Origin of the sequence: Nocardia sp. 348MFTsu5.1 (assembly GCF_000383535.1) — a bacterium.
Classification (GTDB): Bacteria; Actinomycetota; Actinomycetes; order Mycobacteriales; family Mycobacteriaceae; genus Williamsia; species Williamsia faeni.
The window spans coordinates 157,628-183,620 of sequence record NZ_KB911517.1 but is presented as its reverse complement, the minus strand read 5'-3'; the positions used below and the strand labels follow the sequence as shown (position 1 = coordinate 183,620).

Genomic DNA, 25,993 nt, shown 5'->3' with positions numbered 1-25,993 from the left:
CAGATGCGCGGATCGGCCGCGGGGGATTGTCGACGTGAGCGTTCCAGTGAGTACGACCTTGTCTAGTACTGTGTGGTGCCGCGGTGGCTGAGCGCGGAGCGAAGCCTGCCGTGCCCACGTTGCGGCGCCGGGCGCTGCGCGCCATCAGTCACCTGTTCAGCCCGCTGCAGCCGGATGATTATCTGGAGATGATCAACCCACTGTGGACCACGCGCGAGTTGCGCGGCCGCATCGAAGAGGTCCGTCCAGAAGGGTCCGACGCTGCCACTGTGTGGATTCGGCCAGGGTACGAGTGGCCGGGGCACATGCCCGGCCAGTATGTCCGGCTCGGAGTGGTCATCGACGGTGTGTTCCATTGGCGGGCATATTCTTTGACGTCCGACCCTGAGCCGAGGGACGGGCTGATCGCGGTCACTCCCAAGCTCGTTGAGAACGGGGTGGTCTCGCCTTATCTTGTGCGGAAGATCCGTCCGGGGGAGGTCATCCGGCTCGGCGAGATCGAGGGTGTCTTCACGCTGCCCGACCCGTGTCCGGACAAGTTGCTTTTCATCAGCGCCGGTAGCGGCATCACGCCCATCATGAGCATGCTCCGCAGTCTCGACCACAACGATGCCATGGACGACGTGGTGGTGATCCACTCGGCGCGGACCGAAGATCAGGTGATGTTCTACCAGGACCTGCAGGAGATGGACCGGCGGCAGGACGGTCTGCAGGTGACCATTCGGCTGACCGGTGACGACGGGCGCATCAAGCCCGAAGATCTGGACGAGCTCTGCCCGGATTGGCGCGAACGAGAGGCCCTGTGTTCGGGCCCTGGGGAGTTGCTCGATGCCCTCGTTGAGCATTGGGAGAGCAATGACGTCTCGGACCGTATTCACTTCGAACGGTTCCAACCCATCATCGGCGGTGGCGCCGGCGACGGGGAAGGCGGCTCGGTGAAGTTTGTACGCAGCAAGACCGCGACCACATGCGAACCTGGACAGACCATTTTGGCTGCAGGAGAAGATGCCGGCCTCGAACTCAAGTACGGGTGCCGGATCGGTATCTGCCATACATGTGTCGGAACCCTCAAGTCGGGGCAATTGCGAGATCTACGCACCGGTGAAGTCAGCGAGCCGGCTGGAGCCTCGGTGCGGATCTGTGTGAACAGTGCCGAAGGCGATATCGAAATAGATCTGTAGACGAAGGGAGAGTCATGACGATCGACGAAGCCGAAGGCAAGACTCGTCACAACAGGCACAACGACGTGCAAAGCCCGCTCGCGCATCTTTCCGACAAGACAATCGATCAGCTCGGCAAAGAGTTCGATGCCATCCACGATGAGGTCTACGGCGATCTCGGCGACGCCGACCGCCGGTACATCAAGTCAGTGATCGCCACTCAGCGCAATCTCGCCGTGGCGGGCCGGGTATTGCTGCTGGGGTCGAGATCGAAGGTGTCCTGGGTTGCAGGTACCGCGTGCCTGGGTATGGCGAAGATTCTCGAGAACATGGAGATCGGCCACAACGTCATGCACGGGCAGTGGGATTGGATGAACGATCCTGACATCCACTCCTCGGTGTGGGACTGGGATACCGCCTCCACAGCGGAGGCGTGGAAGCACTCACACAACTACATTCACCACACGTTCACGAACATCCGGGGCAAGGACAAGGACCTCGGCTACGAGATCATGCGGATCGATCCGCATCAGCCGTGGAACCCGGTCTACCTGGCACAACCGTTCTACAACGTCCTGCTCACCGCCTTCTTCGAATGGGGTGTCGCGCTGCACGATCTCGACCTCGATGCCCTTCGCAAAGGCGAGAAATCGGCGGCGGACCTCTGGCACGACCTCAAGGGGATCGGTGTCAAGATGCGGCGGCAGGTGATCAAGGACTACATCGGCTGGCCGGTGATCAGCGCCGGTGCCTTCGCGCTGACGCAGCTCGCGTCCGGGGGCAACATCAAACAGCCGAAGAGCTCGCGTCTGGCGCGCCGGTTGCGACGTGCGCCTGGTGCGGGCACACGTGCGAATACCGCAGCCGGTCTTATGGATCGAGTCCTGCCGGGGGTGGAGCAAACATTCCTGGCCACATTCGCGGCGAACTTCACCGCCAACATCATTCGGAACGTGTGGGCCCACGCGATCATCTTCTGCGGCCACTTCCCAGACCAGACCTACACGTTCAGCAAGGCCGAAACCGAGAACGAGACCCGCGGCGGCTGGTATGTCCGGCAGTTGTTGGGATCGGCCAACATCGAGGGCAGTCCGCTGTTCCACGTGATCTCCGGCAACCTCGGCTACCAGGTCGAGCACCACCTGTACCCGGATATGCCCAGTACCCGGTACTCGCAGGTCGCGCCCAAGGTGAAGGACATTTGCGAGCGGTACGAATTACCGTACAACTCAGGGCCTTTCGGTCAGCAGTGGGGACAAGTGCACCGCACGATCGTCCGGCTGGCGTTGCCGGGTGGACGTCCGCGACCCAAGCCAGATCCCTATCACCGGGCCCCGCACAGCGCGGCGGGTCCCGAACGAGTCAGCGAGGCCGCGCGATTTCGGCAGCGAGTCCCGGCCGGCCACCCCGACGCCGGACCTGAACACGAGGCCGGTGGGGTCGATGTGGAACCGCCGCCTCGGGACTGAACGCCGGTGAGCCCTATTGCGTGGGTCTGCGTGTAGAGACAGCACTATTCTTCCGGCGCCGAGCAATTGACTCCGCTGGTTGACGCCCCCCGGCCAACACACTGCGGCATCAGGCCATCTCCGATGCCTGAGGATGCGCCGGACAACGCCAGGGTGACGGCGCCAGACCGGGTCGACCTCTCGTGGGTACAAAAGGTACTGACTTACGCCTGATCTGCTCCGATTCCGCGAATCTCAGCCGAAGAGCCAGGCGTTGGGTTCGCAGACGACCGGCACCGGAACCCCGCCGGCGGTCTCTGCGCCGACAGCGCGCGCGGTGATGGACACCGCCCGTGGGGAATAGCTCAGCGCGAGGTGATCAGAGGTGTCGGCTTCGCAGCCGTCCTGAACGGTGACGTTGTTGACGGTCGCACCCGGTCCCGCCGTGAGGAAGGTCGACGCATATGGGGTGGTGATCTCGTCGTATCGCGTACCGATCACCGTGTACTTCACGCCTGGGACGGTGTCACCGCCTCGATTGAGTGTCTTCAGGAACTCGGAGTCGTAGACCTGCTGGATACCGGAGACCCCCACCCCGAGCGCAACCGGCCCGAGCACGTCGATCCCGAGGTTGTTGATGGTCCGGCCCAGCGCGCCGATCCCCAGCAGACTGGTCCCGTGGTTGGTGGCGCCGAGTGTGACGAGATTGTCGACCTTGTCGGCGCCGCCGTTGAACGTGAGGTACTGCCGCGCCATCAGGCCGCCTTGTGAATGACCAACGATGTTGACTTTTGCCGAACCGGTTGACGCCAGAACGCGATCGACGAATGTGGCGAGTTGCCCTGCCGACTGACCGATGTCGCCGGTGCCGTTGGCACCGGGTATGACGTTCCCGAGTCCACCGCCGTTCGGGAGCGGCAACTTTCCGTAGTTCAACGCGTACACACAGAGTCCCGCAGCTTTCAGAGACGGTGACATCAATGCCCAGTTGTTGTAAGCGTTTTCCCACGTGCCATGGACGAGAACAACCGGCTCCTGGCCTTCCTTGGGAATGCAACTCCAGTCGTTGGCACCGGGCGGTGCAACGTCAGGATTCAACAGTCCGTAGGCGAAGGCCGGCAAGAATGAGCTGCTGCTCGGGCCATTGCCGACAGGTGCTGTCCACGTGCTGTTTCCGTTGAGGATGACATCACTCGCCGGTTGTTTGAGACCGGACTCGATGACCGCGGCAAGGTCCTCGGTGGTTGCCGCCGACGCGGTACCGGCACCGCAGATTCCGATGGTGGCCGCTGCCATGAGGGCAGCTGTGGTCATTCCGAATTTGGTCATCCGCGCGCGTGTGGCGTCTTTCATGTTCGTTCCCTCCCGCTTTCCCGTCATCTGTGCTGTGGGTCACGTATGAGGCTAGAAGACGGCCTCGAGTGTTTGGCCGGAAACACGGATCATCAGGACTTACAGCAACTCGTGCCCGAGGCCGCACGCGAGGCCCCACTAGTCATGTCCAGCGCCAAGATTCGTCAAACAGAATGAATGAGACAACGGAATACACATGACAGAGATAACCGAAGTCCTCGGCGTCGGACGAACCACTCTGCACCGCCACCGAACCGGGCAGTTCTTCCTGCTAGATCCCAGCCACCTACTGGCTTCAACTGAGGAGTCGCGCCGTTCGCGGCCGTAGCAGGTCTGCCTGCCATAGACAGTTTCTCGACCTGGTGGAACGCGCCGCCGGCCGGTTATCCTGCCTGACGGTGGACGTCGGGGTCCATATTGTTGCCGTTCGAATCCGATGTCCGTCTGGGGACCGGCGTCGGTGCGGCGTTGTCGGCGCCTGTCTCGATGACCCGCTGTGCGATCTGGGAAAGTTTGACGTTGGAATCCTGGGACAGCTTCCGCAAGAGGCCGAAGGCGTGGTCGGCGTCGACACTGAAGCGTTCCATGATCATGCCTTTGGCCTGCCCAATGACGTCCCGTCCCTGCACAGCTTGGTGGAGTTGCTCATTTTCGCGGCCGGCAGTAAAAGCCACCGCCGCGTGCGCGGTGAACAGTTCACCCACCTCCCTGGACTGGCCGGTAAACACGCCCGCAGAGGAGCTGTACATGTTCACCGACCCGGACTTGTTTTCACCGGCATCGAAGGGCACACACATCATCGCTCGCACCCCCACCTCGGCCGCCGCCTGAATGAAGCGGGGCCATCTTTTCTCACGCGATACATCATTGATCACCACGGTGCCGCCGTGTACTGAGGCATGCAGGCTCGGGCCCTCACCGAGGTCCGATTGCAGGCTGTCGCAGGTCTCGGCAAGGTCATCGGCCGCGCCTGTCAACTCGATCGTCCCATTGGTCACCACGACGACGCTGACATACTCTGCGGCCGGCACCAGGCGTGTCGCCGCCTTCGATATCGCCGCCGCGAGCAGGACCGTGTCATGGCGTGCGGTAGAGAGCTCACCGGCAATCGCAGCAAGATCTTCGGAAAGATTCGAAACGTACTCGCTCATGGCCATCCTCCATGTCGAACCCAACCAATTTTCAGTCACAGATATTAAACATCCGCACCCACCCAGTGCAAGCACCTGTTCTGCAAGACTTTTTTAGACCGGGACCTACCGCTGACCAGCACTAATGGACGCCGCCCGGAGGCGGTCGAATACGAGATATGCGTAAGGTCGACGCGCTCTGTGGGGGAGGTGAGGGGGTAGGTCCGCGGTCATGGCGCGTGCAGTTGGCCTGCCAGGGCTGCGGCGAACTGGTGAGCGGTGGACTGAGTGAGGCTGGCGGTGGTGATGCGGAGGGCGTGCGGTGGGGGAGAATCGCCGGCGGTATAGATGCGTCCGGGTTGGGTTGCCCAACCTGCGCGGGCGAGTTCGGTGTGCAGGCGGTCGGCGTCCACATGGGCGGGTAGGTCGATCCACATGTTGAGGCCGTCTGGCATCCCGAACGCAGTGATGTCGTGCTGCAGTAGTTCTGCGGTGAGGTGGCCGAGTCGGCGTTGGTATGTTTGGCGTGCGGAAGCGACGAGGGCTATGGAGTCGGGATCGCTGAGAAGGTAGGCAGCTGCGCCTTGCAGTAGGTGGCTGACCCAGGTCTTCCCGGCCCGCAGTCGAGCTTCCAGGGCGTCGGCGGTGGCAGGATCGGTGTAGGTGAGAGCGACCCGTAGGTCAGGTCCGAGGAACTTGGCTACCGATCGGATCAGTGCCCAGCGGTGCGTCGTGGCTGCAGTGACCCGGTGATAGGCGGCGGTGGCGACCATCGACAGGTGGTCGTCTTCAAGGACGAGAACTTCGGGATAGCCCTCCAGGACGTCTGAGAGTTGCTGTGCTCGTTCGGTATTGAGGCTTGCCCCGGTGGGGTTGTGGGCGCGAGGGGTGATGATGACAGCGCGTGCTCCCTCACGAAGCGCTCGATCCAGGCCGTCAGGAGTCATTCCGTATTCGTCGACTGCAACTGCGGCGGTGCGGTAGCCGTTGAGGCGGATGGTGCCGATGCTGGCCAAAAAGCACGGCGATTCGAGTGCGACCAGGTCGCCGCGGATCAGATACGCGGCCAGCAGGCGTTCGACCGCATCAACCGCGCCGTGGGTGATGACAAGCTCGCCGGCGGGTACGTCGGCGAAGAGTTGGTGCGCCGCGACTCGTAGGCTCGGATGCACCGCGGGGGCGCCGTATAACGCCGGGTCGGTGCGTGAGGCGCTCACCGCTGCGTAGAGGTCAGGAAGCAACGCGGGGTCGGGGTTGCCGCTGGCCAAATCCATCGCCCCGGGGGCGGGGTCCAGTTCAGTATCTGGCGGGGGAAGTGTGGTGATCACCGTGCCGGCGCGGCTACGGGTCACCGCCAGACCCATGGAGACCAGCTGGCGGTAGGCGGTGGCCACAGTGTTGCGGTTGAGGCCGAGATCGTCGGCGAGCGAACGGATGGGCGGCAGGGAATCGCCGGGTTGGATGTGCCCCACTGCGACAAGGTCGCGTACACATTCGGCGATCGCTGCCGCCGTGGAACCGCTGATCTGGCCCTGCACATCAACCGCCTTTCTATTGTCCTAGGACAAATGTTAGCCTGGCTGCGCTGCCTGCGTGGCACCCGACCGCCCACCGTCGACGACTGGAGACTCGAGCCATGTACATTCCTCGCAAGTTCGAGTTGACCGATGAGCAGATCGCAACAGCGCTGCGCAGCTCCGGGATGGCGCATCTGATTACTTCCAGTGCTGACGGGTTCCAGATCACGCCGATGCCCATGATGTTCGACCCCGACCGCAACACCTTGGTCGCCCATATGGCACGGGCGAATCCCCACTGGCACGCGGCGGACGCAGCGAGTGACTCGGTGGCAATCTTCGCCGGTCTGGATGGGTACATCTCGCCGTCGCTGTATGCCACCAAAGCCGAGGGCGGCAAGGTGGTGCCGACGTGGAATTACGAGACCATCAATGTGTACGGTTCGCTGCAAGTGCACGATGACCCGGACTGGCTCCTCGAGCACGTGAGTGTGCTCAGCGATCGCCACGAACACGCCCGCGATATGCCGTGGGCCGTTGCTGATGCACCGGAACACTTCATCGCCGGCCAGCTCAAAGCCATCGTGGGCATCGAGCTTGTGATCACCCGGTGGGAAGGCAAAGCGAAGATGTCCCAGAACCAGCCCGAACGCAACCAGATCAGCGTCGTCGACGGTCTTTCGAACTCTTCCAACGCTTCTGAGCGCGCGTTGGCTGGTGCGGTGATCACCTACACCGGACCGCCGGCGGTCTGAGCAGCTGGCTCGCCAGGCGCGCGCCGAGCCGACTGGCCCCGGGATCATGCGTACCTGGTTCTACCACACCACAATACGAACGAACGAGGTTCTCAGTCGCAATGGTGCGTCCAGGCCGTACTCGGCGCAGACAAAAGGCGAGCGCAAGCAAGTGGTGGCCAGTCACTGACCTACGACGTATTTGGTGGCAGCCAATGATCGCACTGTCAGAGCGACGAAGAGGCCGCCCGCTGCGAAGCACGTAGTTATCAGCGAAATCTATTGGTAGCCATTGACTTGTCTTGCGATCGTGGTTAGCCGAGGACGAACGCCAGCATGAATCCTGCGGCGGTGCTCAGTCCTACCCACCAGCCACCTTCTCGGTAGGCCTCTGGCATCAGTGAATCAGCGAGAACGGCGATCGTCGCGCCGCCGGCGAATGCTTGCACTGTGCTGATGCCTGTTTGAGGAATAGCGTCGGACAGGGCGTAACCGGCGACGGTGACTGCCACGAGGATCACGGCTGTGGTGACCCACAATGTCAGCGCCCGTATCTGATTGAATCCGTGGGATTGGCGCATGAGTGCGGCGCCACTGACTGCTTCGGGGACGTTGCCCACGGCGATCGCGACAACGAGGACCAGGCCACCGCCGGTCGTCAAGGACACTCCCAGTGCGGTGTTCTCGGGGATGCCGTCAAGTACGGTGCCCAGCATCAGTGCCCACCCGATCGCGGCAGGTCCCAGTCGATTTTCGATCAGATGGTTGGCGACGACATACACGCCGGCGCCGGCAAACAAGGCGATGCCGGCGATCACGGCGCCGGCTTGTTGGAAGGCCGGCTCGAATAGTTCCGACGAGGCTGCTGCGATCATGGTGCCGGCACCGAAAGCCATGAGAGCGGCCAGAACTGCCTTCGGTAGATGCCAGCGAAGGCCGATTGCTGCGCCCACCGCGAGTGGTAATGCGGTAGCGATTCCGTAGAGAAATGCTGTCAGCATGGGATGGTCTTTCTGTTATCGTCAGCCGTCCCGATGTCAGTGAGCACGGTCCTCGACAAAGGTCGCCGAGCGGTCCTGGCCGGCCGGCCTGGCATCAAGGAGGACACGCGCAGTGCATCGTTTCGTTGCATGGACCAATCGGTTCATGTTAGATCAAGCTAAATCCAATTGACTAGTTCGAAGAGGGTAAGTGCCAGCACACATCGCTACAGCTAGCCCCGTTGCCCACGCCGCGCTCCTGGGTCTCGGGGTCTATCGACCACGTCGAGTCGTACCCAACTCGGAACTGGTCGACAGTATCGACTCCACTGACGAATGGATCAGGTCGCGTTCTGGCATCGAGTCTCGCCGTTGGGCGCAGGCCGACGAGACGATCATCTCGATGAGCGTTGCCGCTGCCTCGGATGCGCTTGCCGCGTCAGGCCTGGTGGCCGATCAGATCGACGCGGTTGTACTCGCGACGTCATCGCAGATGGTGTTGGGCCCATCTGCCGGAGCAGTAGTCGCGACGGAACTCGGCATGAGTGACACCGCGGCTTTCGACATCTCTGCAGGATGCGCGGGATTCTGTTACGCCCTGGGCAACGCTGCAGGCCTCGTTCGGGCAGGACAGGCGCGCCATGTGCTGGTGATCGGAGTGGAGAGGTTGTCCGATCTTCTCGATCCCACCGACAGGTCCTGTGCGTTCATTTTTGCCGACGGGGCCGGCGCTGTCGTGGTTGGTCCTTCTGATTCGGAGGGTATCGGTCCGACAGCATGGGGTTCGGATGGAAGCCAGACCGATGCCATCAAGCAGGACAAAGATTTTCAGCAGTACTTCTCTGAGGTCGATGCTGCTGCAGCCGGTGGCCCAAAAGCGGAGCGCCCGTATATCCGTATGAAGGGTCAGGCTGTATTCCGTTGGACGGCGACCTTTTTGGAGAAGGCTGGGCGGGATGTCTTGGAGAAGGCCGGCATCACGGTCGATGATCTTGACGCTTTTGTACCGCACCAGGCCAACAGCCGCATCACTGACGCGCTGATCCGGGTGCTTCGGGTGCCTGAAACCGTCGCGGTCGCTCGGGACATTGTCGAATCAGGCAACACCAGCGCAGCATCAATTCCGATGGCGATGGAACAAATCATCCGGTCTGGCCAAGCCCAGCCCGGCGACACCGCGCTGTTACTGGGTTTCGGCGCCGGACTGGCCTATGCCGGCCAGGTCGTAGCATTGCCGCCGCTCTGCAGCAACGATCAGCCGATTCGGTAGGTATGAGGCACCCCCTCGAATAGTGGATGGTGGTTACGCGGCCAGAAGGTCCGTGGTCAATGACATCTCATGTTGGTCGGGCTAAGCATCCCGATCGTCGAGCGCCGTCATCAAGGGCCACTAGCACCGCAGGCAGCCGGCCGCGGGGGTAAGCCGAGCGAACCTATCTTTCCTCACCACTTCGAGCGAATCCAGAATTGTCTAGTCGCGCCGAGTGATGGCAGTGGCGGCCTCGCTGAGGTGCCGCCCGATGTGCACTATGCGTTGGGAAGACAACGTCGTGAAGGGATGGACGCAGATATTGAACGTGACGCGGCCGCGGTCGTCGAAGACCGGTGCCGTGATCGCTCCCACATACTCCTGTTGCGGCTGAGTCTGCGCCGACCTCGAGGTCGGCGCGGTGCCACTGAGTTCCATCAGGATCTCGTTGAGATTTTGGCGCATCGAGGAGGACGCTGCGTCGGCGTGAAGTCTTGTCATCACCGGTATGGCCGAGACCGTTTCCGGACTGAGCCGTTCCACGCTGTACCCGTCGACGCGGATCTGTCCGAGTTTTTCGCCTTGGCGCTCTGCGAATCCTGCGATGTCCACCCCGCTGCGTTCGACCCAGGCGTGACGTTGCGCGTCTGATTCCCATGCGGCAAATGCGGGCCCGAAGGGGGCCGCGAAAGGCAGGCGGTCGCCCACGGTCACGCTCCACTGCCCATCGCCTCCGGGGATGAATGCCGAGATGACCAGAGAGTCTGCGACACGTTCGGATACCGATGCGGCGTAGCCGAACTCACGCCCGGCCGCCGCGGCCGCCGCCTGCGCGGCGTGGATTACCGAACGCGTTTGATCGAACTGTGCCGCGATCCGGCCCAATTCATTGCCGATGAAGAACGCCTTGTCTGCCGGGTCGCGGGTGACCCATCCCGATTCACAGAGTTCGGCGAGGATCGCATGCGCCGTCGCCTTGTTGAGGCCCAGAGCGTGTACGACGTCGCTGAGTCGGGTGGGCGCAGGATGGCGTTCGGCGAGTAGTCCGATGACGTTCACCACGCGCCGCGTCGGCGGAGACGGACTGGACACGAGTTGCTCCCTTCCCTGCGGGTCGGTCGGTTGACTGCGGTCACAACCGACCATATTCTGAATATTCAACCATAGAGTTTGAATATTCGAACACTCGGAGGCGTGTCCTGCGCCGACGCCTCGAAGGGGTCCACATGCAGACAGCGAACCACGATCAATCGGTCTCGAATGCCGTTGATCTACAGCACTTTCACGACATCGAGGAGATCAAGCAGCTCAAAGCCCGCTACTGCCGCCATCTCGATGCCAAGGACTGGCAATCCTGGCGCGGCATCTTCACCGATGACTTCGTCAGTGACACCTCCGAGTCCGGAGGTCGCGTCATCTCCGGTGCCGACGCGTTCGTGGCGTACCTGCGCACGCAACTGGGCAAACCCACTCAGCCCACCGTGCATCATGTACACGCACCGGAGATCGAGCTCACCGGACCCACCACCGCCCGCGGGATCTGGGGCCTGCAAGACGTCGTGCGCCTGGCGCCGGGACTGAACTTGCTCGGCTATGGCCACTACCACGAGACATACGAGAAGATCGACGGCCGCTGGTACATCAAGACGTCGAAACTCACGCGGCTTCGTGAGGACATCTTCAACCCGTTGATCTCGTTCCGGGTTCCCCAGTGGCTGCGCAACGCAGGTGCAGCCATGGCACGAAAGCAGCAGAAATGAACGACCCGATCTTGGTCACCGGGGCGTTCGGTCAGGTAGGCAGACGCTGCACCAAGATCCTGCTGTCGCGGGGACGCACTGTCATCGCCCTGGACCTGCGCACCGACGCCACCGTGGCTGTTGCCGATTCGATGAATGACTCCGGGCACCCGGGGACCCTGCGAGTCCTGCACGCCGACCTTCTCGACGCCGCGGCGATCGAGAGCATTGTCGCCGAGCACCGCCCCACCGCGATCATTCACTTGGCGGCGGTATTCTCCCCACTCTCGTACCGCAATCCGGCCCTGGCCAGAAAGGTCAACGTCGAGGGCACCGCGAACCTGGTCCGCGCAGCTCGAGCGCTATCGGACCCCCCGCTGGTGGCGTTCGCCTCGAGCGCCGCGGTCTATGGGTCGCGCAACCCGCACCGGTACCCCGAACTGATCACGCCGCAGACCCCGGTGAACCCGATCGACCAGTATGGCGAGGACAAGGTGCTCGGGGAAAATGTCATCGCCGACAGTGGATTGCCCTACGCCGTACTGAGATTGGGCGGCGTGCTGTCTCCGGATGGTGCGAGCAACGTCAACGGCGACTACCTCTTGCTGATGCGCGCCAGCCCCGGCGACAACCGATTACACTGTGTCGACGCGCGCGACGTCGGTATGGCGTTCGCCAACACCGTCGACCGACGCGAGGCCATCAATGGCAAGGTCCTGCTCATCGCCGGCAACGACAGCTATAGGCACACCCACCGCGACGTCGAAGACGACATGATGGAGGCAATGGGCATCGGCCGGCTCGGCCCGTCCGCAAGCTTGCCCGGCGATCCCGAGGACGAGCGTGGTTGGAGCTTCACCGGCTGGTTCGACACCACAGAATCGCAGTCCCTGCTCGATTATCAACACCACGACTGGTCCCAGACCGTTGCTTGGGTGGCCGAATCACAGAGCCCGGCGACACGTCGAGTCCTCAGGTTGCTCGGCCCGGTCTTGCGTGTCGTCCTCAGGTCGGTCCTCAGCCTGCAACGGCGCCGGGAACGGCGCGGACGTTACGCCGACCCGTGGACTCTCATCGCCAACAAATACGGCTCCGACGTACTCGCCACCACCAACACGACCGAGCCTCGATGACGACGGGCATCGCGCATCGGGTCACGCGGATCACAGCCAGCCGAGAATTCCGCACGGCGCATCCGCAAGTCATCGATCGCGGCGGTGGCGTCGCCGTTGGCCCTCCGTCGGCCCCGAAGGCATGGGGGACCATCAGTCCGTGCGGCGGGCGGCCCGTGCCTGGTAGCACGCGAATGTTGTGAGCGAGGCCTGGCCCCACCAACCCCGTCACCTGAGGACGTCACGTAATACGGCTAGTGCCATATTGCCGGAACGGCACGGAAACGAGCTAGAAACAAGGCAGTCCTAGTGTGACTGCACATGTCGCAGCATATCGAAAACCGATCGGTGGAAGCCGATCTCGACACGATGACCGCCACCAAGGAAACCTTGGAGGACTACACGCTGCGGTTTGCTCCACGCAGCTACCGCAAGTGGTCCACGGGCGTCGTCGGGATCTCTGCCCTCGGCGGTATCGCCTACCTCGCCGATTTCGCCATTGGTGCCAACATCGGCATGTCGTACGGAACGACCAATGCGCTGTGGGGCATTCTCATTTTCGCAGTGGTCATCTTCGTTACTGGATTTCCGTTGGCGTACTACGCCGCTCGCTACAACATCGACCTGGATCTGATCACCCGCGGCAGCGGCTTCGGCTACTACGGGTCGGTCGTCACCAATGTCATCTTCGCGACTTTCACCTTCATCTTCTTCGCGCTCGAAGGCTCGATCATGGCGCAAGGACTCGAACTCGGGCTGAATATCCCGTTGCCGGTGGGCTATGCGGCCTCGACGTTGATCATCTTCCCTCTGGTGATCTACGGCATGAAGGTGCTGTCCAAGCTGCAGGTCTGGACGACGCCACTGTGGCTGTTCCTCATGGTGTTTCCGTTCGCATACTTGGTGATCAGCCATCCGGAGTCGGTTGGCGACTTCTTCGCCTACCAGGGTGAAGAGGGTAACGGCGCAGCAGATTTCGGGTCCATGCTGCTCGCCGCGGGCGTGTGTCTGTCGCTGATCGCGCAGATCGCCGAGCAGATCGACTACCTGCGCTTCATGCCGCCGCGCACCCCGGAGAACAAGCGCAGGTGGTGGACGTGGATGGTCCTCGCCGGGCCGGGATGGGTGATCTTCGGCGCAATCAAGCAGGTCGTCGGGATGTTTCTGGCGGTGTACCTGATCGCCAACGTCGCCGACGGTGCCGCGATTGCCAACCAGCCGGTGCATCAGTTTTTGGAGATCTACGAGAACTTCATGCCCGGCTGGCTCGCCATGACTCTCGCCGTCATCCTGGTGGTGATCAGCCAAATCAAGATCAATGTCACCAATGCCTACTCCGGCTCGCTGGCGTGGACCAACTCATTTACCCGGGTGACCAAACACTATCCGGGCCGACTGGTATTCCTCGTCGTCAACCTGGCGATCGCGCTGCTTCTGATGGAAGCCAACATGTTCGACTTCCTCAACACCATCTTGGGGTTCTACGCCAACTGCGGTATGGCATGGGTGGTCGTGGTGGCCTCCGACATCGCGATCAACAAGTACCTGTTGAAGATCTCGCCGAAGGAACCTGAGTTCCGTCGCGGCATGTTGTATGCGATCAACCCGGTCGGCTTCGTATCCATGCTGGTTGCAGCGGGCATCTCGATTCTTGCGTTCTTCGGAGTGCTTGGCTCGGCGATCAAGCCCTACTCACCGCTCGTCGCGATCGGACTTGCGGTGGTGTTGCCGCCGATTCTGGCGATCGCAACCAAGGGGAAGTACTACCTGCGCCGTGACCACGACGGCATCGATCTGCCGATGTACGACGAACACGGCAACCCCTCCGACGAGCACTTGCGCTGCCACGTCTGCCATCACGAGTACGAGCGGCCCGACATGGCGGCCTGCGACACACACGACGCGTACGTGTGCTCGCTGTGCCTGAGCACGGACAAGATCGCCGACCACGTGTTGCCTGCGCACACCTGATGTGTAAGGGCACTGTCACGTTGGTCGAAAGGACTGTAGCTGCACGTGTGTTGGGGGCAGTGCAGTCGTAGGGGTTCTACCCCGCGTACCCAACGCATAGCATTCCTTAATGCACTTGCATATACCGCTCTGACCTGCGGTTTCCCCCCGGTCAGACTTGAACTGACATTTGACGGGTTTTGAACTCGTGGTTGTGGATGTTTGCTGATCGTTGGGGATTCTCAGTGTTGATGAATCATTCAGTGGGGGAGCATGTTTCGCGTTCGCGGCGTTGGACAGCGTTGGGCGGTTTCGGCACTACTGCGTACCCTCTGAGTACCGGGAATGGATGGCTTTGCTGCCGGTATTTGGTGGTAGATGGTGCTCCAGATTGCTTCGTGTTCGATGGCGTTGATTTGTCCGGCGGCGTGTTGGTCGTCGGCGTCGATGAGGGTTTGGGTTTGGCGCGTGATTTCTGCGTTTTCGAGCATGGTGTCGAGGTCTACGAGGCCGTCGCTTGCGACGAGGACGTCTTGAGTCCGAACGCCTGGGCGGACACCGCTGGCCCGGATGAACGCGGCTATGCCGGCGAGGAGGACCACTGTGGTGGAGACGATGAGGGCCGCGATGGGCGCTATCGGGTTGCTGAGGGTGATCTCAACGGTGAGCCACAAACCCGAGCCCCACAGCGGCCAGCCTCGCCACAGTCGTAGGCAGCGGCGCTCTGTCGCGCTGAAACCGGGAGGGAACACGACGAGTCGGCGGCGGATCGTGCCGTGGCGGGAGTACCAGGTGTCGGTGGATCCCCAGCTTTGGTCGCCATCGAGAAGCCGAATCCAACGCGGTCCCCGGCGGGTGGCTGCCGGTGGTGCGAGGTTGATGTTCATAGTTCCGGTGTACGTCGCCGGCCGCTCGAGCGGTCGGATCTTTACGGGTTTTGAACGCCGCCGCACTTATTTTTGATGGATTCCTAATGCGGGCTGCGGATGCGGTGTGGGCATGCACTTTTGGGCGGATGTGGGGCGGGCGTAAAGATTTCGTATAGATGCAGGCTGTGGGCGTATAGGTGTCGTTAACGCCGGGGTCTGCGGCTACCAGCGGGCGCCATGCTGTGAACACCAGCTGGGTTCGACGGAGTAGCCCGGGGTGTTTTCAGGAGTGGGCGTGGCAGATTTCTGGTTCGTGCTGGCGATACTGGGCGGGTTTGCGCTCTGCGCTGCTGTCCTGCGCGCTGTCGGTGCAAGGACCCGCCAGTGACCGCCGACGGCGCCATCAATGTGGTGCTGCTGGTCATTGCGGTCGTCGTTGTGCTGTACCTGTTCGCAGCCTTGATCTTTCCCGAAAGGTTCTGACGCGTGAATACCTCTGTGGCCGCCGTCTTGCAGGTCGGGGTGGTGGTCTTCATTCTCGCTGCGGCGTACGTACCGCTGGGCGACTACATGGCGCGAGTGTTCTCCGCTGCCCGTGACTGGGCACCCGAGCGTCTGCTCTACAAACTTGTTCGAGTCGATCCGAAACGCGAACAGACCTGGACTGGCTATGCGATGGCAGTCATCGCGTTCTCTTTCGTCAGTGTCCTGTTCTTGTATCTGCTGCAACGGCTTCAGGGTGTACTGCCGTGGAGTGATGGTCGCGCGGCGGTCAGTCCTTCGATGGCGTTCAACACCGCGATCTCCTTTGTGTCCAACACGAACTGGCAGTCGTTCTCACCCGAGGTGGTGATGAGCAACCTGACCCAGATGCTGGGACTGGCAGTGCAGAACTTCATGTCCGCAGCAGTTGGTCTCGCGGTGGCGATCGCCTTGATCCGAGGAATCATCGCGAAAAAGGGTGATGGTCAACTCGGAAACTTCTGGGTCGACCTGACCCGCGCGACTGTGCGGATCCTGTTGCCGCTGAGCATTATCATCGCGGTGTTCCTGCTCACGCAGGGCGCCATCCAGTCGTTCAAGAGCGGCTTCGACTTCGTTGGTCTGGACGGGTCGCACGGTTCGAGCGTGGTCGGCCCCTTCGCCTCACAGGAGGCGATCAAGGAACTGGGCACCAACGGTGGCGGAACGTTGTCGGCGAACTCCGCGCACCCGTTCTCCAACCCCACCCCATTGAGCAACGTCGAGGAAGTCCTTGCACTGCTGATCATCCCGGTGTGCTTGACACGCACCTACGGCACCCTCGTCGGCGACCGACGCCAGGGTCTGACGATCCTCGGTGTCATGACGGTGATTTGGTCGGGAATGCTCGCGGTGGTCTGGGCTTTCGAGTCTCACACCAATGGCATTGCGGCCCAGGCTGCCGGTGCGATGATGGAAGGCAAAGAGCAACGCTTCGGTGTCGCCGGATCGGCCCTGTTCGCGGTTTCGACCACCGGAACCTCTACCGGCGCAGTCAACTCGGCCCATGACAGTTATTCCGCCGCGGGTGGTGGCGCGCTGATCTGGAATATACTGCTCGGCGAGGTAGCGCCGGGCGGCGTCGGAACCGGCTTGTACGGGATGCTGGTCCTGGCGATCATCGCGGTCTTCGTCGGTGGCCTTCTTGTGGGACGTACACCGCAGTTCCTCGGCAAGAAGATCGGGCAGCAGGAAATCACCATGGCCGCGTTGTCGATTCTGGTGATGCCGGCGCTGGTGCTGATCGGCACGGCGATCACCGTGACCTTGTCTTCGACCACGGGGTTCCAAGGCAACAGTGGCGATCCCGGCACCCCGCAATCGGTCCACGGATTCTCGGAAGTGTTGTACGCGTTCGCATCGGCCTCCAACAACAACGGCAGCGCATTCGGCGGGTTGACCGTCACCAGTGACTGGTTCCAGACGTCTCTGGGGTTCGCGATGTTGCTGGGCCGTTTCCTGCCCATCATCTTTGTACTGGCCCTTGCCGGGTTGCTGGCGACGCAAAAGACCAGAGCGACGACCACGGCAACCCTGCCGACGCACGGGCTGCTCTACGGCGGTCTGTTGACCGGTACCGCGTTGCTGGTCGCTGGACTCACCTTCTTCCCGGCGATGGCGCTGGGACCGATAGCAGAGGCACTCTCATGACCACAGGGGTTGCGCACGAGGCTCCTTCGACCGACACCGGATCCGATGATCTCGCCGGTAGCGGGGCATTCGACCCACGGCAGCTCATCACTTCGATGCCGCAGGCTCTACGAAAACTGACTCCCCGCGACCAGGCCCGTAACCCGGTGATGTTCGTGGTCTATCTCGGTGCGATCATCACCAGCGTCCTGGCGCTGTGGCAGCCGTCGTGGTTTTCGTTCGCGGTGGTGTTCTGGTTGTGGTTCACGGTGTTGTTCGCGAACCTCGCCGAGGCGGTCGCCGAAGGGCGTGGCCGGGCGCAGGCGGCGAGCTTGCGAAAGGTCAAGCAGGACACCATGGCACGCCGTCTCGACGATGATGGGTCGATCACCGAGATCTCGGGTGGGAGTCTGGTGATCGGCGACCGGATCGTCGTCGAGGCCGGTGAGGTGATCGCCGGTGACGGTGATGTGGTCGAGGGGATCGCCACCGTCGACGAATCGGCCATCACCGGCGAATCTGCTCCGGTGGTCCGCGAGTCCGGGGGCGATCGCAGTGCGGTGACAGGCGGCACGGTCGTGCTGTCGGACAGGATCATCGTGCAGATCACCACCTCTCCCGGTGAGTCGTTCGTCGATCGGATGATCGCTCTGGTGGAGGGGGCCTCGCGGAAAAAGACGCCCAACGAGATCGCCCTGGATATCTTGCTGGCGAGTCTGACGATCATCTTCTTGCTTGCGGTGGTGGCGGTCGGGCCGATGCAGCAGTATGCCGGGCAGAGCCCGGATGCGGTGAAACTCATTGCGCTGCTGATCTGTTTGATCCCGACCACCATCGGGGCGTTGCTGTCGTCGATCGGTATCGCGGGTATGGACCGGCTGGTGCAACGCAACGTGCTGGCGATGTCGGGCCGTGCGGTGGAGGCCGCTGGTGACATCGACACCTTGTTGATGGACAAGACCGGCACCATCACCTTCGGCAATCGCCGCGCGACCGCGCTGGTGCCGGCGCCAGGGGTGACCGTCGCGGAGTTGGCGCGGGCGGCGTGTCAGTCGAGTCTGGCCGATGACACCCCTGAGGGCCGCAGCATCATCGACCTGTGCCGCGAACAGTACGGTCAGGACCCGCAGGCGCTCGAGGGTGCCGACCGGGCGAATCGGGAAATCGTGCCGTTCACCGCGCAGACCCGTATGTCAGGCATGGACATCACCACCGCCGACGGACCGCAGAGCATCCGCAAAGGTGCTGCCGATGCGCTGCTGCGCTGGGTGGCCGATAGCGGCGGACACGCGGCGGTCGAGGTGTCCGACGAGGTCGATCGCATCGCCTCCGGCGGCGGGACTCCGCTGGTCGTGGGTGTTCGGACCAATGGTGGCCCGGCGCAGGTACTGGGCACCATCGCGCTCTCCGATGTGGTCAAACCCGGTATGGCCAATCGCTTTGCGCAGCTGCGCGAGATGGGCATCCGGACGGTCATGGTGACCGGCGACAACCCGCGCACCGCAGCGGCGATCGCCGCCGAGGCCGGGGTCGACGACTACGTCGCCGAAGCCACCCCGGAAGACAAACTGGCGCTGATCCGTAAAGAGCAGGCCGGTGGCCGCCTGGTCGCGATGACCGGCGACGGCACCAACGATGCACCTGCACTGGCTCAGGCCGATGTCGGTCTGGCGATGAACACGGGAACGTCGGCGGCCAAAGAAGCCGGCAACATGGTGGATCTGGATTCGGATCCGACAAAATTGATCGACGTGGTGGCCATCGGCAAACAGTTGCTGATCACCCGAGGCGCGCTGACGACGTTCTCGCTGGCCAACGACCTCGCCAAGTATTTCGCGATCTTGCCGGCACTGTTCGCCGGGGTCTACCCACAGCTCGACAAGCTCAACATCATGGGTCTGCATTCGGCGCAGTCGGCCATTGTCTCGGCGGTCATCTTCAACGCCTTGATCATCGTGGCACTGATCCCACTGTCGTTGCGGGGTGTGCGATATCGGCCCAGTTCGGCGTCGAAACTGTTGGGCCGCAACCTGCTCATCTATGGACTGGGAGGTGTGATCACGCCGTTCATCGGGATCTGGCTGATCGACCTCGTGGTGCGTTTTCTCCCGGGAATGGGGTAGCTCGACATGAACACTGTGACTGCATGGATCAGGCAATGCGTGGTGGCCCTGTCGATTCTGCTGGCGATGACAGCGATTGTGGGGGTGGCGTATCCAGCGGTTGTCTGGGGTGTGTCGCGCATCGGTTCGACCTCCGCTGAGGGCTCCCAGGTCACCGACAGCAATGGCTGCGTGGTGGGCTCGAGCCTCATCGGGATCGATCCGCAGGTGCCTGCGGGTGAGCCCGACAAGTATCTGCATGCCCGGGTGCTGGGATCGGCCGACGATCCGATGGCCCCGGGTGACCCGGCCGCGTCGGCAGCGAGCAACCAGGGTCCGAACAGTGAGACGCTCGCCGGCTGGATCGAGGCCCGCAGGGAGATCATCGCGAGCCGGGAAGGTGTTGCACCGGGACAGGTTCCGGTCGATGCGGTGACCGGATCGGGGTCGGGTCTGGACCCGGATATCAGTGAGGCCTACGCCGAGTTGCAGGTGCCCCGGATCGCTCGGGAGAACCAGATCAGTCAGGAGCGGGTGCGCGAGGTCATCGCCGCCCACACCGACGGCCGTCAGTTCGGGTTCCTCGGTCAGCCGACGGTGAATGTTCTTCAGGTCAACCTCGGTTTGGGCCTGACCGCGCCGAGTTGTGGATAACGTTCACATCATGCCGAACACTGAAAGCCGGGGCACGCTCGAGGTGTACCTCGGGTGTGCCCCGGGTGTAGGCAAGACCTACGAAATGCTTGCCCAAGCACATACTTTGGTTGCCGAGGGAACCGATGTGGTTGTCGCGGTGGTCGAATCACACGGACGCTCAGCCATCGCGGCGTTGACCGAGGGCCTCGAGACGGTGCCGCGCCGCTCGATCGACTACCGCGGCACCAGGCTCGAGGAGATGGACCTCGACGCTGTCCTGGCTCGCAGACCCCGAGTGGCACTGGTCGACGAACTCGCCCACACCAACGCGCCGGGATCGCGCAACACCAAGCGCTGGCAGGACATCGAGGAACTGCGTGATGCGGGCATCGACGTCCTGTCGACGATCAACATTCAGCATCTCGAGAGTCTCAACGACGTCGTGCAACAGATCACCGGTGTCGTGCAACGTGAGACCGTCCCCGACGACGTGGTCCGCGCCGCCGATGAGATCGAACTGGTCGACATCGCCCCTCAAGCGCTGCGGCAACGACTCTCGGCAGGCAAGGTATACCCCGGTGATCGAGTCGGGGGCGCCCTGGCCAACTATTTCCGGCAAGGCAACCTGACGGCGCTGCGAGAACTCGCGCTGCTGTGGCTGGCCGATCAGGTCGACGACAATCTTGCCGACTACCGAGCCGCTCACGCCATCACCGCCACCTGGGAGGCCCGCGAACGGGTGGTGGTCGCGATCACCGGCGGTCCCGAATCGGCGACCCTGTTGCGCCGCGCGAGCCGGATCGCGTCACGATCGAGCGCGGACATGATTGTGGTGCACATCGTTCGCGGTGATGGCCTGGCAGACCCGTCAACGGTGGACATCAGCAAACTCACCGAACTCGCCAAGGGCTTCGGCGCCCAGGTGCACACCATAGTCGGTGACAACGTGCCCACCGCACTTCTGGAGTTCGCCCGCGGCGTGAACGCCACCCAGCTGGTCTTGGGTACCTCCCGCCGGTCGCGGTGGCAACGACTCTTCGACGAAGGCGTCGGGACCACCGTCGTTCGGGAATCGGGCAAAATCGACGTGCATATGGTCACCCATGAGGAGACCAAGGCGCGAAATCCGCTGGACATCAGACACACCCGATTCCACCGCCCGCTCAGCTGGGTGTTCGCGGTGCTCGTGCCGTGCGTCGCGGCGGCCTTCCTCGCGGTGCTCGACCGGTGGCTCGGGATCGCCAGCGAATCCGCACTGTTCTTTGTCGTTGTGCTCGCGGTATCGATGCTCGGTGGCATCGGTCCGGCAGCATTGTCAGCCATCGTGTCCGGACTGCTCCTGAACTACTTCTTCACCGCCCCGCGCTACACGTTCACCATCAATGAGCCTGACAGCCTCATCACCATCATCGTGATGCTGATGATCGCAATAGCGGTTGCTGCACTGGTCGATTCGGCCACCGTGCGGCGGGCACAGGCCCAACGCGCCACCCGCGACGCAGAGCTGATGGCCACCTTCGCCGGCGCGGTGTTGAGCGGGGAAGGTCTGGACGGTCTGCTGGCGCGTGTCAGCGAAACCTACGACCAACAGGCCGTGTCCATCGTCCGGGTCGGCCATCGCGAACCCAACATTATCGAAGGGTCGGTCGGGGAGAATCCGCCCGCTAGCGCCGGCGACGCCGACACCGTGGTCCCCGTACCCGGTGGTGAGTTCGAGATGCTGCTGCGCGGCATCAAACTCGGGGGCCGGGACCGACGGCCGCTCACTGCGGTCGCCATCCAGGCGGCAGGGGTTGTACAACGGCGACAACTCGCCGCAGAAGCCGCCGAAGCCCGGGCGCTGGCTGAAACTGATCAACTGCGCAGGGCCTTGCTCTCGGCGGTGAGTCACGACCTGCGCACCCCGCTGGCTGCGGTCAAAGCTTCGGTATCGAGCCTGCGGAGCACCGACGTAGCTTTTTCACCTGAGGACACCGCCGAATTGCTGGCCACCATCGAGGAATCCACTGATCACCTCACCGCGCTTGTCGGCAACCTCCTGGACTCCTCGCGCCTGGCCGCCGGTGCGGTCCGGCCGGATCTGCAAATGGTCTACCTGACCGAGATCGTCGACCGGGCCAGCGTCGGGATGTCGCGGCTCGACCCGGCCGGCGCGAACCGCCTCGAGGTTGACGTTGAACACCTACTTGTTCATGCCGACCCAGGTCTGCTCGAGCGGGTGCTGGCGAACCTCATCGACAACGCCCTACGCCACAGCGGTGCCTCCTCGCCGATACTGGTTACCGCCCGCCTGACCGCCGACGATCCGCCGCGCGCGGTCATCACCATCGCAGACCACGGCACTGGGATACCCGCTGAAGACCGGGCAAAGGTCTTCACCGCCTTCCAACGACTCGGCGACCAGAACGTGGGTATCGGTGTGGGATTGGGGCTTTCGGTGGCACAAGGGTTTGTGCACGCCATGGATGGGACCATCACGCCCCACGAAACCGCAGGTGGGGGACTGACCATGGTCGTCGATCTCCCCACGACGCCCAAGTCAGAGAGCCCATCATCATGACAGACAAGGTTCGGGTACTGGTCGTCGATGACGAGCCACAGATACTGCGCACTCTGCGCATCAACCTCAAAGCCCGCGGCTTCGATGTCACCACCGCATCCACCGGGGCCGGCGCGCTCACCGCCGCCGGCAAAACAAACCCTCAGGTCATCGTGCTCGACCTGGGTCTGCCCGACATCGACGGATTCACCGTCCTCGCGGGCCTGCGCGGCTGGACCAACGTCCCGGTCATCGTGCTGTCCGCGCGCATCGACGCCTCCGACAAGATAGCGGCTCTCGACGCCGGCGCCGATGACTACGTCACCAAACCCTTTGGTATGGAGGAGTTCCTGGCCAGGTTGCGGGCGGCGGTACGTCGAGGCAGTGCTGCGGTCCACGCCGAGCAACCAGTGATCAAAACCAGCGCGTTCACCGTGGATCTGAGGTCCAAGAAAGTCACTCGAGGTGGGGCGAACGTTCACCTGACTCCCACCGAATGGGGCATCCTCGAGTTGCTGGTGCGCAATGAAGGCAACCTCGTGGTGCACTCGGAGATTCTCAACCATGTGTGGGGTGCTTCGTACATGACCCAAACCAATTATCTCCGTGTGTATATCGCCAGCCTGCGCCGAAAACTCGAAACCGATCCCACCCATCCACGTCACCTGCTCACCGAATCAGGGATGGGGTACAGGTTCGTCAAGTGACCACTGAAAGGCCGTTGTGCCGGGGCGCAAATACGATCAATCGGGTGCGTGAGATCCAGTGGCGGCCGCGTCGCCCGTCGAACGATCCCACCGATGAACTCCTTCGATAAGTCTTGTCCACCAGTCGGTACCGGCATCGCCGGTAGATCCTAGGACATCCAGCGGGGTCGATGGGCGGCGAAATCGGATATGGCTGTCGTGTCTACAGGCTTCACTCATCTGCCCATGGTCACACGGGCGGAGGAGCTTACCGCGCGGCACTAACGTCCTTTTGACGCCAGACAACTCGATATTGACACAATCTATACGTAGCTGCGATTTGATGAGTTCTTAGCGGCCAAAACTGTTGGTGCAGTTGCGAAATCGGAGTACCACTGATGGTGTGACTCTTTTCGAGATCCTCCCTTCGTTGAAAGCAGTGACTGTGAACCGAACATTCGACAGCAACTCCTGGGGCCCATCGGTCCAAGCACACCGCACCGATATCAAGATCGGCGGACGTTCTGTCGTGCAGGAGTTCTCGCGGCGCAAGGATGCCTTCTACCTCGATGACAAGGGCCTGCCCACATGCCAGAAACTCTGTCCGCCGGACCTGGTGCTCCCGACATTGGCGACCCGACTGATCACAGTGGCGACGAACCCACCCGAGCACCTCGAATGCCGCATTGCAGCACACGTGCCGATCGCCGCGGCCATCACTGACATCGCATTTCCCGGAACCTCACTGGGCGGTGCCCGACTCGTCGATATCACCCTGGTCGACGGGGCCGGCCACCGGCGCACCATCCACGCCGAAGCGCCGCCACAGATCCGGTCGGGGTCGCCCATTCTCCTGGCGCTCAAGCCGGTGACAGGGCAGAGTCCCACAACACTTGGCGGCCCCGGAATCGGCAGTGTCCCCGATCGCGAGCTTGCGTCGCCGCTGGTGGGATCATCGGAGGGTCTTGCTGGGGGCGTATGAGACGAAGCAGCGCCCCAACGGCAAGCCCCGTGAAGACCTACCGGGTGATCTGGAAGGAGTGGAGAATTTGGGGCCGTAATCGGCTGTGCGGATGGACGGGGTCTGTTCGCCTTTTTGGTTCGGATAGCGGGAGCCTGGAGCCAATAGTTCAGTGAGGCAGTAGGTCCCACCGAAAAACTCTCCGAAAAGTACTTGGCACTCTCGTGGGTGGAGTGCTAAAAATGTGGGGCACAGTGATTTTGTCGCCCGCCAGGGTGGCGGGCGTTGAGCGATGTAGGAGGTGGGTGCTGTGCTTCGTTTTGATCCTTTCGGTGACGTCGATGTGTTGACCCGCGGGTTGCTGCAGTCGGCAGGATCGACTCGAACTCCTCGGTTCATGCCGATGGACTTGTGCAAACTCGACGGTCACTATCTGTTGACCGCTGACCTTCCGGGTGTGGATCCGGGGTCGGTCGATGTCAACATCGACAACGGGGTGCTGACCCTGTCCGCGCAGCGCACCCCCCGCTCCGAGGATGGTGTGCAGTGGTTGACCAATGAACGGTTCTTCGGCAGTTACCGACGACAACTCACCCTCGGTGAGGGCATCGACCCCGCCGCCATCTCCGCGCACTACGACAATGGTGTGTTGTCGGTGACAATTCCGATCGCAGAGAAGGCCAAGCCTCGCCGTATCGAGATCGAACACTCCGACACTTCACGCTCCATCGAACCCGCCACCGACTGACCCATCAGCATTCGCTGGCCAAACCCGCGAGGCGGTCGAATGTGAGGGACGCGTGGCCCCGGGGGTGATTGATGGTGCGTAACCGACCTATAGGAGGTACGCCTATCGACAGAGTCAAGGACTGGGTGACCTGGCCGGCCCCAGCCCCGTAGCAGGGACTGGCCTGCCGGTCTTGAACACCATCACCAATCTAGTCGTCGACACGGCGACCAACATCCCAACCCTGGTGGTGCCGCCCAGATCACCTGGGCGGCACCACCACTCATCATCTGGTGACAACGACGTGTCATGTGACTCTGTGTTTTGGTGGTCTTGGAAAGGGAGAGGAGCGCGAGGAGAGGAGTGACCCTCCGATGGGTAATGTCAAAGCTGTTCCCAGCGTGTGGTTTACCGATGAACAGGCGCGTTGGCGACCCACTCACACGACCGGAGTAGACGATGTGACCCGATGGGCATTTGATGACGCCGGCCGTATCTGGCTGACTGCAGTCTCCAGCCATTCCTCCGCCCAGCCTGGTGCCGACCCATCCGAGCGCCGGGTCTATCCGGCACTGCTGTTGGAGAACGCGGTACGAACGGTCCACGATGCTCTGGGCACAGATCCGTTCCCCTGGGATGTCACCGATGTGGTGTCCAACCCTGGTCCGCCCGAGGACTATCTGCCGGTCCTGGGCCGCGGGCGCATGGTCATCAACGGGCGTCTGTATCTGGGCACCACCGTGCAAGTGGACAGCAGCATCTTCGTGGCAACAGTGATCGACGATATGTGGATAGGGGCGTTGCAGCCGCGGAGCCGCCACCACCCGAAGTTAAGTCTCCAGCCTTCCGCGGCCGATCCCCTGACCCGGACCATCTGAACAGAGAAAGGTGATTGCCGGACAAGGCCTTTCGTGCAGTCTGGTGGCGGTCAGCGACGCGGACGGTATGGC

At 62.5% G+C, this 25,993-nt stretch carries 22 protein-coding genes; 16 read left to right on the top strand and 6 right to left on the bottom strand.

Annotation, left to right across the window (positions count from 1 at the left end; translation table 11 throughout):
- Positions 1–83 precede the first annotated feature (83 nt).
- Together H290_RS0117970 and H290_RS0117965 are read left to right on the top strand one after the other, a co-directional pair.
- Positions 84–1,181 carry a ferredoxin reductase gene (locus H290_RS0117970; RefSeq protein WP_028463348.1) on the top strand — a complete coding sequence of 366 codons (1,098 nt, stop codon included), beginning with the start codon at positions 84–86 and terminating at the stop codon, positions 1,179–1,181.
- Between the two features lie 14 nt (positions 1,182–1,195).
- On the top strand, positions 1,196–2,629 hold the full coding sequence (locus tag H290_RS0117965) for an acyl-CoA desaturase (protein WP_020108212.1): 1,434 nt from the start codon (positions 1,196–1,198) through the stop codon (positions 2,627–2,629).
- Positions 2,630–2,863: 234 nt separating this feature from the next.
- Here the strand turns inward: H290_RS0117965 and H290_RS0117960 are convergent, their stop codons facing one another.
- From H290_RS0117960 to H290_RS0117950, 3 genes are all read right to left on the bottom strand, one after another.
- Positions 2,864–3,961, bottom strand: coding sequence for an alpha/beta fold hydrolase (locus H290_RS0117960; RefSeq protein ID WP_020108211.1), 1,098 nt, complete (start codon positions 3,959–3,961; stop codon positions 2,864–2,866).
- A gap of 383 nt (positions 3,962–4,344) precedes the next feature.
- Positions 4,345–5,118: a GAF and ANTAR domain-containing protein gene (locus H290_RS29030; RefSeq protein WP_020108210.1), complete on the bottom strand. Its 774-nt coding sequence runs from the start codon at positions 5,116–5,118 to the stop codon at positions 4,345–4,347.
- A gap of 203 nt (positions 5,119–5,321) precedes the next feature.
- Positions 5,322–6,629, bottom strand: a complete 1,308-nt coding sequence (locus tag H290_RS0117950; protein WP_020108209.1) for an aminotransferase class I/II-fold pyridoxal phosphate-dependent enzyme — start codon at positions 6,627–6,629, stop codon at positions 5,322–5,324.
- Positions 6,630–6,727: 98 nt separating this feature from the next.
- Between H290_RS0117950 and H290_RS0117945 the strand changes: the two genes are divergently transcribed.
- Positions 6,728–7,363, top strand: coding sequence for an FMN-binding negative transcriptional regulator (locus H290_RS0117945; RefSeq protein WP_020108208.1), 636 nt, complete (start codon positions 6,728–6,730; stop codon positions 7,361–7,363).
- 293 nt (positions 7,364–7,656) lie between these two features.
- Here the strand turns inward: H290_RS0117945 and H290_RS0117940 are convergent, their stop codons facing one another.
- Positions 7,657–8,343, bottom strand: a complete 687-nt coding sequence (locus tag H290_RS0117940) for a ZIP family metal transporter (protein ID WP_020108207.1) — start codon at positions 8,341–8,343, stop codon at positions 7,657–7,659.
- 190 nt (positions 8,344–8,533) lie between these two features.
- Between H290_RS0117940 and H290_RS0117935 the strand changes: the two genes are divergently transcribed.
- Positions 8,534–9,592, top strand: a complete 1,059-nt coding sequence (locus tag H290_RS0117935; protein ID WP_020108206.1) for a beta-ketoacyl-ACP synthase III — start codon at positions 8,534–8,536, stop codon at positions 9,590–9,592.
- 201 nt (positions 9,593–9,793) lie between these two features.
- On the opposite strand, the gene H290_RS29025 is transcribed toward H290_RS0117935, so the two are convergent.
- On the bottom strand, positions 9,794–10,663 hold the full coding sequence (locus tag H290_RS29025) for a helix-turn-helix domain-containing protein (RefSeq protein WP_196809570.1): 870 nt from the start codon (positions 10,661–10,663) through the stop codon (positions 9,794–9,796).
- 134 nt (positions 10,664–10,797) lie between these two features.
- Between H290_RS29025 and H290_RS0117925 the strand changes: the two genes are divergently transcribed.
- The 3 genes from H290_RS0117925 (at position 10,798) to H290_RS0117915 (ending at position 14,393) form a co-directional block, all read left to right on the top strand.
- On the top strand, positions 10,798–11,331 hold the full coding sequence (locus H290_RS0117925; protein WP_020108204.1) for a nuclear transport factor 2 family protein: 534 nt from the start codon (positions 10,798–10,800) through the stop codon (positions 11,329–11,331).
- Positions 11,328–12,443, top strand: coding sequence for an NAD(P)-dependent oxidoreductase (locus tag H290_RS0117920; protein ID WP_020108203.1), 1,116 nt, complete (start codon positions 11,328–11,330; stop codon positions 12,441–12,443). Before H290_RS0117925 ends, H290_RS0117920 begins: the two co-directional genes overlap by 4 nt.
- Before the next feature lie 300 nt (positions 12,444–12,743).
- On the top strand, positions 12,744–14,393 hold the full coding sequence (locus H290_RS0117915) for a cytosine permease (RefSeq protein ID WP_020108202.1): 1,650 nt from the start codon (positions 12,744–12,746) through the stop codon (positions 14,391–14,393).
- A gap of 239 nt (positions 14,394–14,632) precedes the next feature.
- Here H290_RS0117915 and H290_RS29020 read toward each other — a convergent pair whose 3' ends face one another.
- Positions 14,633–15,259 (bottom strand): DUF6611 family protein, encoded by a 627-nt coding sequence (locus H290_RS29020; RefSeq protein WP_020108201.1) that lies wholly within the window; start codon positions 15,257–15,259, stop codon positions 14,633–14,635.
- Between the two features lie 366 nt (positions 15,260–15,625).
- Here H290_RS29020 and H290_RS30820 point away from each other — a divergent pair, with 366 nt between their 5' ends.
- From H290_RS30820 to H290_RS0117860, 9 genes are all read left to right on the top strand, one after another.
- Positions 15,626–15,724: a potassium-transporting ATPase subunit F gene (locus H290_RS30820; RefSeq protein ID WP_020108199.1), complete on the top strand. Its 99-nt coding sequence runs from the start codon at positions 15,626–15,628 to the stop codon at positions 15,722–15,724.
- 3 nt (positions 15,725–15,727) lie between these two features.
- A complete protein-coding gene (gene kdpA / locus H290_RS0117895; protein WP_028463344.1) occupies positions 15,728–17,413 on the top strand; it encodes a potassium-transporting ATPase subunit KdpA in 1,686 nt (561 codons plus the stop codon).
- The gene (kdpB, locus tag H290_RS0117890; RefSeq protein ID WP_020108197.1) at positions 17,410–19,515 is read left to right on the top strand and encodes a potassium-transporting ATPase subunit KdpB; all 2,106 of its coding nucleotides are present in this window, start codon (positions 17,410–17,412) and stop codon (positions 19,513–19,515) included. The genes kdpA and kdpB overlap by 4 nt, the downstream gene beginning before the upstream one ends.
- Before the next feature lie 6 nt (positions 19,516–19,521).
- Complete coding sequence (locus H290_RS0117885; protein ID WP_028463343.1) at positions 19,522–20,148, top strand: potassium-transporting ATPase subunit C; 627 nt, start codon at positions 19,522–19,524, stop codon at positions 20,146–20,148.
- A gap of 10 nt (positions 20,149–20,158) precedes the next feature.
- Entirely contained in the window at positions 20,159–22,690 is a 2,532-nt protein-coding gene (locus H290_RS0117880) for a sensor histidine kinase KdpD (RefSeq protein WP_020108195.1), read from the top strand.
- A complete protein-coding gene (locus H290_RS0117875) occupies positions 22,687–23,376 on the top strand; it encodes a response regulator (RefSeq protein WP_020108194.1) in 690 nt (229 codons plus the stop codon). The genes H290_RS0117880 and H290_RS0117875 overlap by 4 nt, the downstream gene beginning before the upstream one ends.
- A 424-nt stretch (positions 23,377–23,800) precedes the next feature.
- Positions 23,801–24,337: a hypothetical protein gene (locus H290_RS29015; protein ID WP_155976906.1), complete on the top strand. Its 537-nt coding sequence runs from the start codon at positions 23,801–23,803 to the stop codon at positions 24,335–24,337.
- A gap of 289 nt (positions 24,338–24,626) precedes the next feature.
- Complete coding sequence (locus H290_RS0117865) at positions 24,627–25,064, top strand: Hsp20/alpha crystallin family protein (protein WP_028463342.1); 438 nt, start codon at positions 24,627–24,629, stop codon at positions 25,062–25,064.
- A gap of 440 nt (positions 25,065–25,504) precedes the next feature.
- A complete protein-coding gene (locus H290_RS0117860) occupies positions 25,505–25,921 on the top strand; it encodes a hypothetical protein (RefSeq protein ID WP_020108191.1) in 417 nt (138 codons plus the stop codon).
- The last annotated feature ends 72 nt before the right edge of the window (positions 25,922–25,993 follow it).